A 17,378-nucleotide genomic window follows, 5' to 3' on the forward strand; every position below is an offset into this window, starting at 1 on the left:
CATGGTAAGAAGTTTTTTGTCTGCAGGCAGTAACCCATTACATAGCGCAATTTAGTCGATAAACCACCTAATTATGATTTCGCTTTAAGAAAATTTCATTGCCGAATCAGCTGAGGTTATGGCGAAACGAAGTATTTATAACTTCACATGTTACATAAGCTGCGTAATTCCCTTTCACAGAAAATAATTACTTTTATATTTCTAGTAAAAACCCCTTGCCAAAGTATCCACTATTTCATATAATACTTCTTATGCCGAAATGTTCGTGCATGAACTAATTTACAACTAGGAGTTGAATTGCATGGATAACGAAGAAAAGATCAGGCACATTACGTATTCCTTTCGCAAGATGCACAATATCTTCCATAAGCAGATGTGGCATCATGCCAATGAGCTTGGTGTTACAGTAGTGCAGTTACAAATCCTTAAAATATTGGATGATGAACCAAACCTTAGTTTGGCTCAATTATGCGAACGAATGAATAGTGGAAAGAGCGCTGTTTCCACTACCGTTGATCGATTAGTAAAGGCAAATTACATCCAGCGAGAACATTCTAAAGCTGACAGAAGGGCCATTGTTCTGAGTTTAACCCCGCTCGGAAAAGAAAAAAAAGAGGAAACGCATGCATTATATTTTAAACGGCTGGATCCGTTAGGAGAAATTAGTGAACAAGACTTAGAAGAACTGTTGCGTTTGCATCAGTTAGTTCAAGAAAAAATGAAATTAATCGGAGATGATATACAATGAAAGATCGTTCAGCATATGTAGAGGCTTCAGAGGTACCTAAAAAACCCATAATATTCGTTATGGTCATGGGTGCATTTGTTGCTATCTTAAACCAAACACTTTTGAATATAGCATTACCAGTCATGATTGTAGATATGGATATGTCAGCAAACGCTGCACAATCCCTGACGACGATTTTCATGCTGGTTAACGGAATTCTTATTCCCATAACCGCTTTTCTTATGGAGAAGTTTTCAACAAGGCATTTGTTCCTTACAGCAATGTCCTTATTTGCTCTCGGAACACTAATTTGTGGATTATCATTTTCTTTCCCAACGCTTCTGGCCGGACGTGTCGTACAAGCATCTGGTGCTGGAATAATGATGCCACTCCTAATGAATGTCATCCTAAGCCTATTTAGTATTGAAAAACGTGGTGCAGCCATGGGATATATTGGTCTAGCAATGATGTTTGCCCCAGCCATTGGTCCAACACTATCAGGGATCATTGTGCAAAATTATTCTTGGCGTGTACTATTCTTTATTGTATTCCCAATTGTCGTAATCGATATTATCCTTGCCTATTTCTTATTACGAAATGTAACCAAACTATCTAATCCAAAAGTAGATGTTAAGTCCATCGTCCTTTCCACATTCGCCTTTGGCGGCCTGCTTTATGGGTTTAGTAGTGCAGGAGAAAAGGGATGGGGAAGTCTTACTGTTATTTTGACACTTGCAATTGGTGCAGCTATTATGTTTTTCTTTGTTCGAAGACAGCTTCGCATGAAAACACCAATGCTTGAGTTTCGCGTATTTAAATACAATATGTTCTCTCTAACTACAGTTATCAGCGTAGTAGTAACCATGGCCATGTTTGCAGCCATGATCCTAATTCCAATCTATTTACAAAACATCCGTGGTTTCTCACCACTTGAGTCTGGTCTATTGCTATTGCCCGGCGCTTTAATTTCAGCAATCATGTCACCTATTACTGGTAAACTATTTGATAAAATTGGCGCCCGTCCACTGGCTTTAGTCGGTTTATTCCTTACAGCAGTGACAACCTATTTCTTTGCAAACCTGACTGACAGCACAGGATATTATTCCATGATGGCATTATATACTGCACGAATGATCGGTATTTCCATGATTATGATGCCCATTATGACCGCTGGGTTAAATCAGCTTCCAAGACGACTTTATTCTCACGGTACCGCGATGGCCAATACCTTACGCCAAATGTCTGGTTCAATTGGTACAGCCTTTTTAGTTACAGTAATGAGTGCCCAAACAGCCAAACATATACCAGAATTTATGCCGGCTACTGGGATGCCTACAGAAAAACAAATGGGGGTTATCGAAAACCTTGCTACTATCGAAGGAATTAACGATGCCTTTACAGTGGCAACCGTCTTTGCATTAATTGGGTTCGCTCTCTCCTTCTTTATCAAAAAGACAAAACCAGTCGAAGAAGATGAAGCCTACAATAAGCAAATGGCAGATAAAACTGCAGCTAAAATGCAAACCCGTACGAATCTACAAACAGACAAGTAAGAAGGGAAATGTCAGCGTTGGCCGGCAAGGCCGGTTTTAGTCGACCTACCTTTATAGGATGAATCGATGATACGCTTTTCGCCGGGAATCCCCTTGCGATTTGAACGTCATGCCCCCGCCATGATGGGCATACGTGTTAAGGAGCAAAACCCTTATCAGGGAAGGGCGATGTGTGCGACATTGTAGGATGCCTCCTTCAAATGGGAGGCATCCTATCATTTTTTCTCAAAATCTATTGACACATGGGCTGTCCTGATGTATTATATTTTTTGTTGACTTATTTTGGCGGCGTAGCTCAGCTGGCGAGAGCGTACGGTTCATACCCGTGAGGTCGTGGGTTCGATCCCCTCCGCCGCTATCACTTACCCCTCTGCATGATGCAGAGGGGTTTTTATTTTGCCATTTCTAAGTTATAAATTAAAAAACAGGAATCACCACAGCTGGTGATTCCTGTTTTTTATCTTCATAGAGCATTGTCTATAGACAGCAACTGCTATCCTCTCTTAGCACCCCGTCCTCCGCGTTTGGATTCCGTGTGTTTCTTCAAAGAGGATAAACGGTCTTCAGAGTCTTTAAGGAAACGATTCATTTTAGATTCAAATGACTCTGTACGCTCCCTCGTATCACGTTGCGGACGCTTTGGTTTGTCTTTTGCTTTCTTGATCGACAGTCCAATCTTGCCATCCTTCCCGACATTAATTACTTTGACCGTAACTTCATCACCCACACTCAGGTGTTCGTTAATGTCTTTGACATAGTTATCGGCAACCTCACTAATGTGTACGAGCCCAGTAGTGCCTTCTTTCAGCTCCACAAAAGCCCCAAAATTAGTGATCCCTGTTACCTTTCCCTGCAACTTGCTGCCTACTTCGATTGACATAAAAAAATGCTCCTCCTTAAAATTTTAAAAAAAACGAGCAATCTTTCATCCTCGTTTTTAATGTGCTACATAAAACACAAATGCTTTGTATTATATTATAGCGAAGCTTTCAAAAGTGTGTCAATAAGAGGGGTCTTCCTCAGGTATCTTAAAAATAAGCTCTCCCTCTTTTGAGAAGAAGTAGTTCGTACGGGCTATTTCTAACACGTAATCCTCATCATTTAACAAGGATATTTCTTCTTTCAGGTTCACTTCTTTCTTTTCCAATACCGACAGTTCCTTTTCAAGCTCCTCATATTGGTCAAGCTTCTCCGCATAAACCGTTCGTTGTTTCACATGGTATGCAGCAATGCCTCCTATTACAATGGCGACAACAATAGAGAATAATACCAGCCTACGGACCAAACGTTGCTTCTTTCTCTTCTGTCTTTGTATGTAAACATCATATTGCTGCGTATAATTTGAATTTAGTTTTGCTACCGATTCTTTGTTAGAAGACAAAGCTTCTACCTCCTTTTCAGGCGTTTCATTAGCTTTATACATATATTCTTCATTTTACTATAAAATCCTGCAAGTTTGCGAATGTTTTTTTTAAAACCTTCTGGTAATAGCCGATAGATGAATCCGAATATCCAGCCAATCGGGGCTATGATAACGGTTAGTAAAAATAAAAGTACCGTCCCTAATAATTTAAATACATGAAAGGTAATCGTCCAGAGGAGTTTTAATATCCATTTAATGGGGGTAATTATCAACGCTATCACACAACGTTCAACGAAGCGATAGACAGCTGTCATGATACGAATAATATGCTCAAGAAGCTTTTTATAAGAGTCAGCGGCTAAGGCTTGATAGGTAGCAAAACCTAGCAAACAAGCTGCAAATATATAAAAGCGCAACTCTCCCCCGTTTACCCGAAATAAGACATAAAACACAATAAGCGTCTGGGTTAACCAAAAACTTATTTCCATGGTATAGGTGAGGACAACCCTCTTTTTCCAGTATGGTGTAAATCGACGAAAGGTGTCCTGTACTATACCCAGATAGAAACCGCTTGAAACCATTGTAAGCATTGTCAAGAACTGCGTGCTAAGGGTCATTTGAAAAGCTTGCTAAAGAACCCTTTAGCTTTCTCCTGCTGTTGCTCATCGACATAGGAAAGCTCATAAATTTTCCCCTTAATGGTAATCAGGCCTTCCCCTACATCAAGGTTTTTCAGCTGCAGGTTCTGCCCTCTTACAATCAAATACCCCATAACTGTTTCTAAAAGAAATTCCTCATTATCAAAGCTGTCCACTTCTTTTACACCACTGATCTCAAGGTTCTTCCGATTATTAATTTTCACCGCATGATCTGCTTGTACACGCGTAGTAGTTTCTTTATTTTCATAATAGTTCATTGTAAAACCCTCCTTATCATTATTACTTTATGACAGGAGGGACAAGGTTAGAACTAGCTGTTTACTTTCTCTTCTTTAATTACACTGTATAACATTTCCGCTTCATCTTTTCTCACGATTTCCTTTAACTCATTGACTTTTACGGTCACAAGCTTCTGGCCAAATCTAATAACCAGTTCATCACCTTTTGATAAAGTTGATGATGCTTTTGCCGTAACACCATTTATTGTAATACGTCCCTGATCAGCAACTTCCTTTGCCAGCGTCCTTCGCTTAATCAATCGAGAAACCTTTAAAAATTTATCTAGTCTCAATTCAATCCCTCTCTTTCCTTTGCTTTATCCCACAGTTCATCCATTTCCTGCAGGGTTGCTTTTTGAATATCTTTTTGTTGCTCCCCAAGCTGTTCTTCAATAAATGCAAACCTGCTAGTAAACTTCTCATTTGTGCGATTTAGAGCAACTTCAGGGTTTATTTTATAATACCTTGACAGGTTGGCAATGACAAATAGAATATCGCCAAATTCCTTTTCTATTTCTTCTTTATTGTCATCGGATATTGCTTCTTTTACCTCATCTAACTCTTCCGTCAGCTTAGCCCAGATGTCTTTTACTTCCTCCCAGTCAAACCCTGTTTTGGCAGCCTTTTTCTGTAGCTTTACGGCTTTTGCTAGAGATGGTAGATTCTTTGGAACGCCATCTAGAACGGAAGTGCGTTCCCCTGGTTTTTCCTCTTTTTTAAGCTCTTCCCAGTTTTTATATACCTCTTCAACAGAATCAACGTGACGGTCAGCAAATACATGTGGATGGCGGTGTATCATTTTATCTGTAACAGCTCGAATTACATCATCTACTGTAAAGTATCCATCATCTTCCCCAATCTGGCTATGAAGCATCACTTGAAGGAGAATGTCGCCAAGCTCCTCAATGATATTTTCATCATCTTGGTTGTCGATCGCATCAATTAGCTCATACACTTCTTCTATAGCATATTCCCGCAAGCTTTCATGGGTTTGCTTACGATCCCACGGACAGCCTTCAGGACTTCTTAATACAGCAATAACCTCACGAAGTCTATTGAAGGTATGATTTAATAACGTTTCTGACACTGGCGGTACATACACACTTGTTAGGTTACTAATTTCCATCGCATGATCGAGTTCTTCCAGTGGAACTTGGCGAATCTGCTCTGCCTCGCTGCCTGCTGCTTCCATGATAGTCACCATATAATCGGCAGGCAAATCCTCTAATAGACTTAACTTTACTTCCGAAGCAATGAAACGATCATACACCTGACAAAAAATCAGATGCTGCTGATAGTTTAAATCACTTCTTGAAAAAGCCGTTCCATCGACAAATTGAAACCCTTCTATCGGGTCAATTCGTAGTGCTGTGAATAGATCATCAAGATAGCTTTGGCCCCCTAAGACATTCACCTCTACTTCCTCTTGTTCAAGGAGGAGCTGGACGGTTTTCTCTGCTAACATCGGATGGCCTGGCACCGTATAAATGAGTGATCGATGCTTTGCATGCTCAAGCAGGGCATCTACTATGTTTTGATAAACCTCTTGAAATCGATCCTCTGCCTCATAGAGCTGATCAAAGGCTTCAAAGGACACACCCTCTTCTTTTAGTGAACGTATCACGGGATGGTCTATTGTGCGGGTAAAAATTGTTTGATTTTCTTGTAGTAACTTTTTGTAGAGTCCAAGCTGGAGCTGATCAATATCTCCAGCACCTAGACCAATAACATCAATTCTGTTCATTTTTTTCCCTTCCTTTATAAAAACGTAATAAATAGGTGGAAAATGGCAGCATACTCAGTTCACTTTTGTTAAATGCCCGAAAGCGTAACAAACAAAATAAGTACAATCCTCCCCCAGTAAAGGCGATAAATATAACATAAAGCAGCAAAAGCCATCTGCTTGATTGAAATAGGTCTGCTAGCAATGCATGCATGCCGAGCACATAAACAATCATCGCTCCAATCGCAGTCAGCATTGCCCGTAGATTCACGACTTTCATAAAGTTCAACTTTGGAAGCTTGCGCTTTAATTCATATAAGGTAACAGCACACAGCAGGAGCAGACTTAAGACGGTGGCCAATGCACTACCCGTAATACCAAGGGGAGGAACCAACAGTTGATTGGCAATCCACTTGATAAAAAATGCTCCAAGGATAAAGCCTGCTGTCCTTTTCACATGTCCAAGACCTTGTAAAATAGACGCCGCCGTAACGGATAACGAGCAAAGAAGGATCGAAACGACTAATAGTCGTAAATCAGCCGTTCCTTGTTCATTTTGAAACAATAATACATTCACTTCTCTAAAAATAAGAACCAAACCGATGGTAGCTCCCAATGCTAAATAAAAGCTAAAAAGAAGGGCCCCTCTCATATATTGGTAAAATAAAGCTGGCTGTTGTTTTAGACGTTCCTGAGAGATAGTTGGCAGGAGGGCCAAAGCAAAAGAAGAGCCGAGGACCGTTCCTAATTGAATTAAGGGTTGGCCCCGATCAAATACCCCCTTTGCCTCCATTGCCTCCTGTTTAGCAAGACCAGATTCAATTAACCCTGGGAGCAATGTAAAGGTATCAGCAAACTGTATCACGAGAAGGACCATATGGTTTAGCGCCGCGACTGCTCCGAACAATAACATTGTCCGGACATAATAGTTCCAGGGGATTTCTATTATTTCTTTTTCCCGACTCCTTGGCATGTCCTTCATAAAGAGCACAAATAATACAGCTGTGCCCGCTAAAGCCCCTACAATGGAGGCAATTGCCGCTGCATGTCCTATTTCATAAATATCAAGTTGTTTTACACTTATTACGATAGCAGCTGTAATAAGTAGCGTGACGCGTATTAATTGCTCCGTTACTTGTGAAATGGCCGTTGGGGCCATTCGTCGCTCCCCTTGAAAGCTCCCCCGCAAAAGCGCCAAAAAAGGGACAAAAAGAAAAATAATTGCCGTTACGCGGTATGTACTTACAAGTTCAGGGTCCCCAATCCATCTTGCCAGATTTGGTGCATTAATAAATAAGAAAAGGAACAAAGAACCGTTCAGAATAACCAATATAAGGAACAATGGAAAATAAAAATTACGTATTGTTTGCACGTCCGCTTTGCCAGCAGTTTCGGACCGTATCTTTGATATAGCGGCAGGAAATCCATACAAGGATAGTACCATAACTATTCCAAGTATCGGGTAAACCTGTTGATACACATAATACCCTATGTCTCCCGTGAGGTTTTGCAATGGGATTCGATACCCCGCACTTAACAGCTTGCTGAGTATACCAGCTGCCGTCAGCAGAAGAGCACCCTTTAACAGCTGATTTGTTTCGTTCCTGCTCATGACTAACGCCCTTTAATTCCGTTAAATTTGTCTCTATTATAGCACACCTGTCAGGCTGATAATAACCACCTCTCCTAAGCGCTTTAGCCTGTCAAACCAAAGCCGTATACACAAAAGTACCCTATAGGAGACATCGTAACCTGTCCACTCTATAGGGCCTTTTCCGAGATAGTTTTAGTCACCTGTATCTGGTGCCTCTGCTCTATTACTCCATTTGCCTGGCCAGAAAGCTTGCAGCTGTTTCAATTGATTTTTGTTCTACTTTAGTTAATTTCTCTTCCTTGGAAAAGACCATCACACAACCGATTGGATCCCCATTTGCAATAATGGGGCTTATACAATAGGAATGTAGTTCAAATTCTTTTCCATCAATAACTTCCATGTTTCCTTTTTCTGTTTCAAAGACCGGGGAGCGATTTTCAATAATTTTTGTAATATCAGGGCTAATATTTTTGTTAAGATAATCTTTTTTCGATTCTCCTGCTACCGCGATAACTTCATCCCTGTCACAAATTATAACTGGTGAATGTAGGGAATCAAATAGCGCTTCAGCATATTCTTTGGCAAATTGTCCAAGTTCATTAATAGGAGAATATTTCTTTAAAATAACTTCGCCTTCTCGATCCACAAAAATTTCAAGTGGGTCGCCTTCCCGGATCCTTAGAGTTCTTCTGATTTCTTTGGGAATAACTACTCTTCCAAGATCATCAATACGACGAACGATACCTGTTGCTTTCATTCTCAGTAGCCTCACTTTCCTTTGGTGAAAATTGGTGATAGTAAATTTCTTTTTTCTGTTAATCCTTTTCTCACGGGGTCATCATTCACCAACTGTGAACTTAGTATGAATCAACTTAGGAAGACTATACATGATGAACCAATTTTTCACAGCTACAGGAAAAAAAGTATAGGAATTTTTAAACTTACTGCATGGGTATAAAAGCATTCGTCGCCAAATCGTAGTCCATTATTCCCGATCAAGCTTATTTAGCTCTTGAATAAATTTTGAAACGATCTCATACCGTTGATGTTTTGAGTCCTGTGTGCTTTTAAAGACGATTTTCAGTTTATTACTTTCTGTTCCTAACTGGACATTCCTGCCATAATTATTTGCAAGCTCAAATAATTTGGCACCGTCAATTTGTTGACTGCGGTTCTCTTCAACAAGTAACTCAATTTTGGTATTTTTTTCGCTAATCGATTCGACTCTTTCCTGCTTCGCACTCATCTTGAGCTTCGTTACAGTAAATAAATTCTCTACTTCTTCAGGATAGTCACCAAAACGATCCATTAATTCATCTGTTAACTCTGTAATATCCTCTGATTCTTCAATGGTTTGGAATTGCTTATAAATATCAATTTTTTGCTTCTCATCAGGGATGTACGTTTCTGGAATGTAAGCATCAAGATTTAAGGCAAGCTCCGGCTCAAATGGCGTGATATCCTCAAGTTCCTTACCTGCTTTTCTTGCATCAATGGCATCTTTTAACATTTGTGAATACATATCAAAACCAACAGAATCAATGAAACCATGCTGCTGAGAGCCTAGCAAATTACCAGCCCCACGAATGGATAGGTCGCGCATAGCAATTTTAAACCCGGATCCAAGCTCGGTAAACTCTTTAATTGCCTGAAGCCTTTTTTCTGCTACCTCTGTAAGTACCTTATCTTTTTTATAGGTAAAATACGCATAAGCAACACGATTAGAACGTCCGACTCGACCACGCAGTTGGTACAGCTGACTTAGTCCCATACGGTCTGCATCGTTTACAATTAAGGTATTCACATTCGGTATGTCCACACCTGTCTCAATGATGGTTGTGCTTACCAATACATCATATTCTCCTTCTAAAAAGGCAAAAATAACGTTCTCCAGCTCCGACTCATTCATTTGACCATGTGCCACAGCAATACGCGCATCTCCTACAAGTGTACCTAAATCTCTTGCTACCTTATCGATATTCTCCACACGGTTGTATAGGAAGAAAACCTGTCCACCTCGGGCCATTTCTCGCTCAATGGCTTCTCTCATAAAGATTGGATTATATTCCATAACATAAGTCTGGATTGGAAAGCGATTCTCGGGTGGTGTTTCAATAACAGAGAGATCTCTAACACCAAGCATCGACATATGAAGCGTACGTGGAATTGGAGTAGCCGTAAGCGTTAAGACATCCACATTTGTTTTCATTTGTTTTATCTTTTCCTTATGCTTTACTCCAAAGCGCTGTTCCTCATCAACTATTAATAGTCCAAGATCACGGTATTCCAAATCCTTGGAAAGAATTCGATGTGTTCCAATTACAACGTCAACCGTACCCTTTTTTAATCCTTTTGTTGTTTCGGTTTGTTGTTTTCGCGTGCGGAATCTACTCATTAATTCAATGTTAATGGCATGGTCCTGAAATCTTTCCCGTATTGTTTCATAGTGCTGCTGGGCAAGAATCGTTGTTGGTACAAGGATAGCAACTTGTTTGCCGTCAGCCACCGCTTTAAAGGCAGCACGGATTGCCACCTCTGTTTTACCATAACCAACATCCCCACAAAGCAAGCGATCCATTGGTCTTTCTCGCTCCATATCAACTTTAATTTCTTCAATACATCTTAATTGATCCTCTGTTTCCTGATAAGGGAAGGACGCTTCGAATTCACGCTGCATCTCCGTATCCCCGGAGAATGCATAACCTCTTTGTGCCTCACGCTCAGCATAGAGTTTAATTAAATCATCCGCAATATCCTCGACAGAAGACTGTACCTTACGTTTAACCTTGGACCATTCACTCCCACCAAGCTTATATAACTTAGGCTCCTTACCTTCTGAACCAACGAATTTTTGAACCTGATCAATCTGATCTATTGGTACAAACAGCTTGTCATCACCGGAATACTTAATAAGCATATAATCCTTATGCATATTGTTTAATTCCAATGTCTCAATACCAAGATAGCGGCCAATCCCGTGATTGGCGTGCACCACGTAATCGCCTACCTTTAACTCTTGGTAGTTTTTGATCCGCTCGGCATTAGATATCTTCTGCTGTCTTCTTTTTCGCTTTGTCTGCTTTTTAAATAATTCCTTCTCGGTAATTAAAACAAGCTTATGCATAGGCAGTTCAATACCGCCATTCATATTTCCTACCGTTATAACGGGCTTTTCAGCAGGCAGTTCAAGGTTCTTCGTTACAGACGCCTCAATGTCATAGTCTGTAAGGATGGAATGAATTTTCTCTGCCCGTTTTTCATTTGGTGCCAGAATAACAACTGAAAATTCACCTTTTTCCCAGCGAAGCAATTCATTCTTAAATAAATGCATTTGCCCATGGAATTCCTGCATCGCCCGTGATGACAGATTTATAATGTTTTGTGGTTGCGTGTTTGGTATATGTCGCAGGAAAACAGACATGTAGAGACGTTGGTGCTCTAGATGGTCCCAAACCTGGTTCCAGTCAAAAGAGAACTTACTGTTTTTCACCATCCTGTTCGTCTCCAGGAGGCTGCTATACCATTCTCCTTCTTCCGTATCAAGGTTTATTGCTGTTTCCTGAATACGGCTCATTTCATCCATGATAATCAAACCATTATCTGGTAAGTAATCTAATAAACTAGCAGGTTCTTGATAAAGATACCCAATATATTTGTACATTTCCTGAAAACGTTCAAGGTTTTTTAATCGATCAATATCATGAGATAGGGATTCATTGAGTGTTTCCTTTGCTTCAGAAGACTTAAGACTCTTCATGCTAACTGCCAGGGCTTCTTCGAGGCGTTCCCCTCCTGATAGAATATCCTCTTGTGTGAGCAATAACTCTGTTGCCGGGCCAACCATTACCTCCTGTAATGTATCCAACGAACGCTGTGTCCCTGCATCAAAATAGCGTATTGAGTCAATTTCCTCATCAAATAACTCAATACGAATAGGATGCTCTTCTGTTATAGGATAAATATCAATAATACCGCCACGTCTACTAAACTCTCCTGGTGAAGCAACCATGGAAGCGTGCTCGTAGCCCATATCAATTAAAGAGGACAGATAGTTATCGATCTTTATCTCTTCACCAAGCTTAAATTCGAGCTGGTAGTTTTCCCAGTAGTGTGTGGGCGGGAGTAAGCGCTTCAATGCGGCTACTGGCGCAATCAAAACTCCTGTCTCACGGTTTGCCCAAGCTGTTAGAGATTCAATTCGCTGACTCCTCAGCTCTGGGCTGGCAATCGCTATCTCGGAGGCTATTAACTCGTTAACAGGATAAAGATGGACAGTATCTTCTTCCATGATTTCGGATAAATCATCATATAATTGCTGGGCCTGGACAAGCTGATGGGTTACTAATAAAACAGGCCGTTTTGTCGATTCGTTTAAGATGGACACAAGAATACTCCGCGCAGAGCCAGAGAGCCCTGCTACGAGCTGTTCCTTCATGCCACTTTCTATTCCACTTATAATAGATTGGATATCTTCTTTAGATTTTAAAAACTTATTAATACCTTTCATTCCTAAACCTCCGCCTGCTGAATAAACGCAAAAATGCTTTGGCTTGAGCACCAAAGCTTTATTGCTTCTACTGTATAAAAAAGTCTAGCTCATGATAATGAGGATTGTGACCTAATGTATCTTCACAACTTTCACATATGGACGTTATCTCGACGTCACCGTTCGTCTTGTATTTTATCATATCTTCTTTTTCCTTTGTGGTTAATTGATCAAAACCAAGCATGGTTGACTCGACGATTTGATGATCTAACCTTCCAATCTCCTTCGTGCAATGTCTACACTTATAAATAATAGGCACCTTTTAACCTCCTTGGAAACCAACAAGATGTCTTGTTTAGTTTAACCCCAAGGCTGTTTCCTTATACCTATGTAAGAATAACACCAACTAGCACAATAAAGTGAAACTTCAATTGGTGGTGTGCCTACTGCAAGTTATGGCGGAACAAACTCGTCCTAACTGATACAGGTGTCAACTATTATAGTCATTCATTACCTCTAAAAATGGCTTATCTAGCCAAAGTTCGCATGCATCAGCAGCTTTCTCAATACTTTGCTGTACATCGCTTTGCTCTGCTTTATGAAATTGTCCTAGCACGTAATCTACTACGGGTACAGGTGTAGTTGGTCTGCCTACACCAATTCGGATTCGCTTAAATTCTTTGGTTCCTAAATGAGAGATAGTCGACCTAATACCATTATGACCACCATGTCCACCTTTTTGCCGTAATCTTATCTTCCCTGGGGGCAAGTCAAGATCATCATAGATAATAAGCACATCTTCAACACCAATCGAATAATAATCAAGCAATGGTCTAATTGCATCACCGGATAGATTCATATATGTCTGTGGTTCGACAAGAAGCATTTTACTTCCGTTAAGCGTCTCCATCGCATAATCAGCATTAAATTTGGATTTATTTAAAGACCAGCCGTGGCGGCGTAGCAATTCATCTATCACCATAAAGCCAGCATTATGCCTGGTATCTTTATACTTTTTCCCTGGATTACCCAGTCCAACGATACACTTCATTTACACTCGTCCCTTTTTAAATTATATACGTGCGCTCTTCGCTTTTGTTTCGGCTAGCTACGAGCACACAGCGACTAGCGCAACTTCCTTTACCTCCGTACAATAAAGAAGACTTGCCGATTGGTGTTAACCAGAGGCTTAGTCGCACTTATACCCGGAGGGTGAAAGTCATCATCGATTGCAAATTAAGGTAGGTCGACTTAGTTCGGCCTTGCCGGCCAACGTCGACATACCCCTTTTGCAGGGGCATGATTCCTTTAACGTGCGCTCTTCGCTTTTGTTTCGGCTAGCTACGAGCACACAGCGACTAGCGCAACTTCCTTTACCTCCGTACAATAAGTCATCATCGATTCGTACCTCATCGTGATTCCTTTATCTCCTACGGCTCAGTCCAGTTCGTACGTCGCTAAACGTGCGCTCTTCGCTTTTGTTATAAAATACAACAAACCTCCCTCTTTGGAGAGGGAGGGTCTATATATTTTTTCTATTAATATTAAAATTAAGTTTAGCAATGCCTAACGATAGACGTACTACTTATTCTCTTTGTTTAGAGTCTCTGCTTCAGGATCAACTAGTTCAGGCTTGTCGCCCTCTTCTGGTGCTTCTTCTACATCATCAAGCGTATCTGGAGCAACGATCGTTGCAACCGTAGTATCTTGCTCATCTAGAATTTTGTAGCTACCAGATGTTGATAGGTCTGCAACTGTTAAGCTATCGCCAATTTCAAGGGAGCTTACATCAACTGTAATCTCTTCTGGAATACTGCTAGGCTTAGCACGAACCTGTAATGTGTATAATGGCTGTTGTAGTACACCGCCGTCTTTAGCGCCTTGTGCCTCTCCTTCAAAGCGTAGTGATACCTCTACATCCATCTCTTCAGACATATTTACAACATAGAAGTCAGCATGGATGAGCTCGTCCTTAATCGGATCAATCTGATAATCATGCAGCATCACATCGACAGATTCACTATTCTCTAAGTCGAGTGAAATGATAGCATTTCTACCTTCATCGCGAACTGTCTTCACAAGCTCAATGCTATCAACAGATATAGACTTCGGTTCTTTACCTTGACCATATACAACAGCTGGGACTCCCCCACTGTTTCTCACTTGTTTTGTAGCTGATTTTGTAAGATCTTCTCGGTTTGTTGATTTTAGCTTTACTGCCATATTCATCACCCTCCAAATTAGTTAAAAAACTTAGCCGTTTTCTCTCTTTTATGTTTCGTGTGTATATTCTACGCAGTGTCTAGCAAAGCCTTCTCATCAGTTTCATGTGACACTCTACTAGTATTTCTAAAATACGCTCCATTTAGATATTACCCATTAAATCAGTCTGCTAAACATTTAATCAAATAAAATACTTACCGATTGTAATTCGTGAACTCGAATAATTGCTTCCCCGATTAACGGTGCAACAGATAGTGGCGTGATCTTATCACTCTTTTTATCTTCGGTTAAAGGAATTGAGTTTGTAATAACTAATTCCTTAATCTTTGAGTTATCAATCCGTTCAATTGCCGGACCGGAAAGAACAGGATGTGTACAGCATGCATACACTTCTTTCGCTCCATTTTCTATTAAAGCATTTGCAGCAAGTGTGATGGTACCAGCTGTATCAATGATATCATCAATTAATATCGCCGTCTTGCCTTCAATGTTACCTACAATATTCATTATTTCAGCAACGTTTGGACGCGGTCTACGTTTATCAATAATTCCAATTGGTGCTTTTAAACGATCAGCCATTTTACGGGCACGCGTAACTCCTCCATGGTCTGGGGAAACGACAATGATATCCTCTAAGTTTTTAGTCTCAAAGTAGTCAGATAGGATAGGGACCCCTTGTAAGTGGTCAATCGGAATATCAAAGAAACCTTGAATTTGCGGTGCATGGAGATCAAGTGTGATCACCCTTGTAGCACCAGCTCTTTCCACAAGGTCTGCTACTAATTTCGCAGCGATTGGTTCACGGGATCTTGCTTTACGGTCCTGACGGGCATAACCATAGTAAGGCATCACAATATTGATAGATCTTGCTGATGCACGTTTAAGCGCATCAATCATAATTAATAACTCCATTAAATGTTCATTTACAGGGGAGCATGTTGACTGGACAACATAAACATCACAGCCACGAATACTTTCTTCTAGGTTGATTTGAATTTCTCCATCACTGAATCGTGTAACCGAACATTTACCTAAAGTAGTGCCAATGTGATTAGCGATATCTTCCGCCAATTTAAGATTTGAGTTTAAAGAGAATACTTTCAAAGATGAATCTTTGTAAGTAGATGCCATGAGTTAGAACCCTCCGTTAATCTTTTTGTCTGTTTTTGATTTTTGATGCGTACCCTTCTTTATTCGTTTGTCTGGCACGCGCGACAGACAGCGAATCCTCAGGGACATTTTTGGTTATAGTAGAGCCAGCAGCGACGTAAGAACCTTTGCCAATTGTGACCGGTGCAATTAAGTTGGAGTTACATCCAATAAATGCATCGTCCTCTATCGTTGTCAAAAATTTATTCTTTCCATCATAGTTCACTGTAATTGTACCACAACCAACATTAACATTGCTTCCAACATGCGCATCGCCAATATAACTAAGGTGAGAAACCTTGCTACTATGCTCAAGGGTGGTTTTCTTTATTTCAACAAAGTTACCGATCTTCGCTTCATCTCCAATAGAAGATTCAGGACGAATATGGGCAAATGGTCCAACCTTAACGCGGTCGCCTATATGGCTGTCAGACGCAACGCTTTGTTTAATAACCGTATTCTCTCCAATATAACAATTCGTTATTTCTGTGAAGGGACCAATCTCAGCATCGCTTTTAATGGTAGTATTTCCTTTAATTACCGTTCCTGGGTGGATGATAGCATCCGGTTCAATTACAACGTCAGGATGAATGTACGTATTGCTTGGATCAATGATTCCAACTCCATTACGTAAGTGCTTTTCATTAATTCGTTGTTTCAGAATTCCCTCCGCTTGCGCTAAGGCAACTCTGTCATTAATCCCAAGTGTTTCTTCAAAATCTGGCGTTAAAAATCCACTTACTACGTCAGACTGTTTGCGAAGGATTTCAATGACGTCAGGCAAATAGTACTCTCCTTGTGCGTTATCATTTGAAACATGCTCAAGCGCTGCAAACAAGGCCTGATTATCAAAGCAATAAGTACCTGTATTTATTTCATCTACCATAAGCTCCTGTTCACTTGCATCTTTATGCTCGACAATTCTTTCTACTTCGTTGTCTTCATTTCGAATGACCCTTCCATATCCAGACGGATTTGGTGCCTTGGCTGTAAGAATCGTTGCCTTTGCTCCTGTGCGCTCATGGTGTGCAAATAATTCCATGTACGTTTCACCTTTAATTAAAGGTGTGTCACCACACACAACAATAGTAGTTCCCTCTTTATCTCTTAGGCGTTCCTTTGCCTGAATAACGGCATGTCCTGTTCCTAATTGCTCTTCCTGTACTACTAATTCACTTTCATGTCCTATGTATTCCGCAACTTTGTCTGCCCCAAAGCCAACCACAGTAACGACACTTTCAAGGTTGACCGCCTTCACTTGTTCTAATACATGCTGAACCATAGGGCGGCCCATTACAGGATGAAGTACTTTATATAACTTTGATTTCATTCTAGTTCCCTGACCCGCTGCTAGGATTACCGCATACCGATTTGTCATTAAGGAGACCTCCATGTTTGTATTAAGCTCTATTATTCATTCATTACGATATTAAGAATAAAAATTGTACGTTTATAATTTAATCCATAATGAATATATCCTAAATAGCCATGGATTTCAACACTAATTGCTCTACTACCTGCATATAGAGAGGAATTGATAATGAAGGGTGGAAAGGGCGGGGAACATTCACATAGATCTTCCATTTCAGCCCCTTTTTCGCAAAAAAAGAAGGCTAACCTGTT

Annotated in this window: 16 protein-coding genes and 1 tRNA gene; 3 read left to right on the forward strand and 14 right to left on the reverse strand. The window is 40.4% G+C overall.

Annotated features, from left to right (window positions below; translation table 11 throughout):
* Nucleotides 1-301 precede the first annotated feature (301 nt).
* From K3T81_RS15865 to K3T81_RS15875, 3 genes are all read left to right on the forward strand, one after another.
* Nucleotides 302-748, forward strand: coding sequence for a MarR family winged helix-turn-helix transcriptional regulator (locus K3T81_RS15865; RefSeq protein WP_106895388.1), 447 nt, complete (start codon nt 302-304; stop codon nt 746-748).
* Complete coding sequence (locus K3T81_RS15870) at nt 745-2,280, forward strand: DHA2 family efflux MFS transporter permease subunit (protein WP_161464775.1); 1,536 nt, start codon at nt 745-747, stop codon at nt 2,278-2,280. The genes K3T81_RS15865 and K3T81_RS15870 overlap by 4 nt, the downstream gene beginning before the upstream one ends.
* A gap of 284 nt (nt 2,281-2,564) precedes the next feature.
* Nucleotides 2,565-2,638: transfer RNA gene (locus K3T81_RS15875), tRNA-Met, on the forward strand.
* A 135-nt stretch (nt 2,639-2,773) separates the two neighbouring features.
* Here K3T81_RS15875 and K3T81_RS15880 read toward each other — a convergent pair.
* The 14 genes from K3T81_RS15880 to glmU all read right to left on the reverse strand — a co-directional run bounded on the left by K3T81_RS15880 (nt 2,774) and on the right by glmU (nt 17,133).
* Nucleotides 2,774-3,160: a S1 domain-containing RNA-binding protein gene (locus tag K3T81_RS15880; RefSeq protein WP_036578227.1), complete on the reverse strand. Its 387-nt coding sequence runs from the start codon at nt 3,158-3,160 to the stop codon at nt 2,774-2,776.
* A 120-nt stretch (nt 3,161-3,280) separates the two neighbouring features.
* Nucleotides 3,281-3,661, reverse strand: coding sequence for an FtsB family cell division protein (locus K3T81_RS15885; RefSeq protein ID WP_036578225.1), 381 nt, complete (start codon nt 3,659-3,661; stop codon nt 3,281-3,283).
* A gap of 5 nt (nt 3,662-3,666) precedes the next feature.
* Nucleotides 3,667-4,260, reverse strand: coding sequence for a spore cortex biosynthesis protein YabQ (gene yabQ / locus K3T81_RS15890; RefSeq protein WP_275949845.1), 594 nt, complete (start codon nt 4,258-4,260; stop codon nt 3,667-3,669).
* On the reverse strand, nt 4,257-4,559 hold the full coding sequence (gene yabP, locus K3T81_RS15895) for a sporulation protein YabP (protein ID WP_036578223.1): 303 nt from the start codon (nt 4,557-4,559) through the stop codon (nt 4,257-4,259). Before yabP ends, yabQ begins: the two co-directional genes overlap by 4 nt.
* A 53-nt stretch (nt 4,560-4,612) precedes the next feature.
* Nucleotides 4,613-4,873 carry an RNA-binding S4 domain-containing protein gene (locus K3T81_RS15900; protein ID WP_106895385.1) on the reverse strand — a complete coding sequence of 87 codons (261 nt, stop codon included), beginning with the start codon at nt 4,871-4,873 and terminating at the stop codon, nt 4,613-4,615.
* Nucleotides 4,870-6,324 carry a bifunctional methyltransferase/pyrophosphohydrolase YabN gene (yabN, locus tag K3T81_RS15905; RefSeq protein ID WP_238021012.1) on the reverse strand — a complete coding sequence of 485 codons (1,455 nt, stop codon included), beginning with the start codon at nt 6,322-6,324 and terminating at the stop codon, nt 4,870-4,872. Before yabN ends, K3T81_RS15900 begins: the two co-directional genes overlap by 4 nt.
* Nucleotides 6,311-7,915 (reverse strand): putative polysaccharide biosynthesis protein, encoded by a 1,605-nt coding sequence (locus tag K3T81_RS15910; protein WP_238021013.1) that lies wholly within the window; start codon nt 7,913-7,915, stop codon nt 6,311-6,313. Before K3T81_RS15910 ends, yabN begins: the two co-directional genes overlap by 14 nt.
* Before the next feature lie 205 nt (nt 7,916-8,120).
* Nucleotides 8,121-8,654 carry a stage V sporulation protein T gene (spoVT, locus tag K3T81_RS15915; RefSeq protein ID WP_106895382.1) on the reverse strand — a complete coding sequence of 178 codons (534 nt, stop codon included), beginning with the start codon at nt 8,652-8,654 and terminating at the stop codon, nt 8,121-8,123.
* 228 nt (nt 8,655-8,882) lie between these two features.
* Entirely contained in the window at nt 8,883-12,404 is a 3,522-nt protein-coding gene (mfd, locus tag K3T81_RS15920; RefSeq protein ID WP_238021014.1) for a transcription-repair coupling factor, read from the reverse strand.
* A gap of 67 nt (nt 12,405-12,471) precedes the next feature.
* Nucleotides 12,472-12,702 carry an anti-sigma-F factor Fin gene (locus tag K3T81_RS15925; protein ID WP_036578214.1) on the reverse strand — a complete coding sequence of 77 codons (231 nt, stop codon included), beginning with the start codon at nt 12,700-12,702 and terminating at the stop codon, nt 12,472-12,474.
* A gap of 171 nt (nt 12,703-12,873) precedes the next feature.
* A complete protein-coding gene (gene pth / locus K3T81_RS15930; RefSeq protein WP_238021015.1) occupies nt 12,874-13,434 on the reverse strand; it encodes an aminoacyl-tRNA hydrolase in 561 nt (186 codons plus the stop codon).
* 530 nt (nt 13,435-13,964) lie between these two features.
* Complete coding sequence (locus K3T81_RS15935; protein ID WP_238021016.1) at nt 13,965-14,606, reverse strand: 50S ribosomal protein L25/general stress protein Ctc; 642 nt, start codon at nt 14,604-14,606, stop codon at nt 13,965-13,967.
* A gap of 177 nt (nt 14,607-14,783) precedes the next feature.
* Entirely contained in the window at nt 14,784-15,737 is a 954-nt protein-coding gene (locus K3T81_RS15940) for a ribose-phosphate diphosphokinase (RefSeq protein ID WP_238021017.1), read from the reverse strand.
* Between the two features lie 16 nt (nt 15,738-15,753).
* Entirely contained in the window at nt 15,754-17,133 is a 1,380-nt protein-coding gene (glmU, locus tag K3T81_RS15945; protein ID WP_106895377.1) for a bifunctional UDP-N-acetylglucosamine diphosphorylase/glucosamine-1-phosphate N-acetyltransferase GlmU, read from the reverse strand.
* Nucleotides 17,134-17,378: the final 245 nt, after the last annotated feature.

Source organism: Oceanobacillus jordanicus (genome assembly GCF_022095695.1).
Taxonomy (GTDB): Bacteria; Bacillota; Bacilli; order Bacillales; family Amphibacillaceae; genus Oceanobacillus_B; species Oceanobacillus_B jordanicus.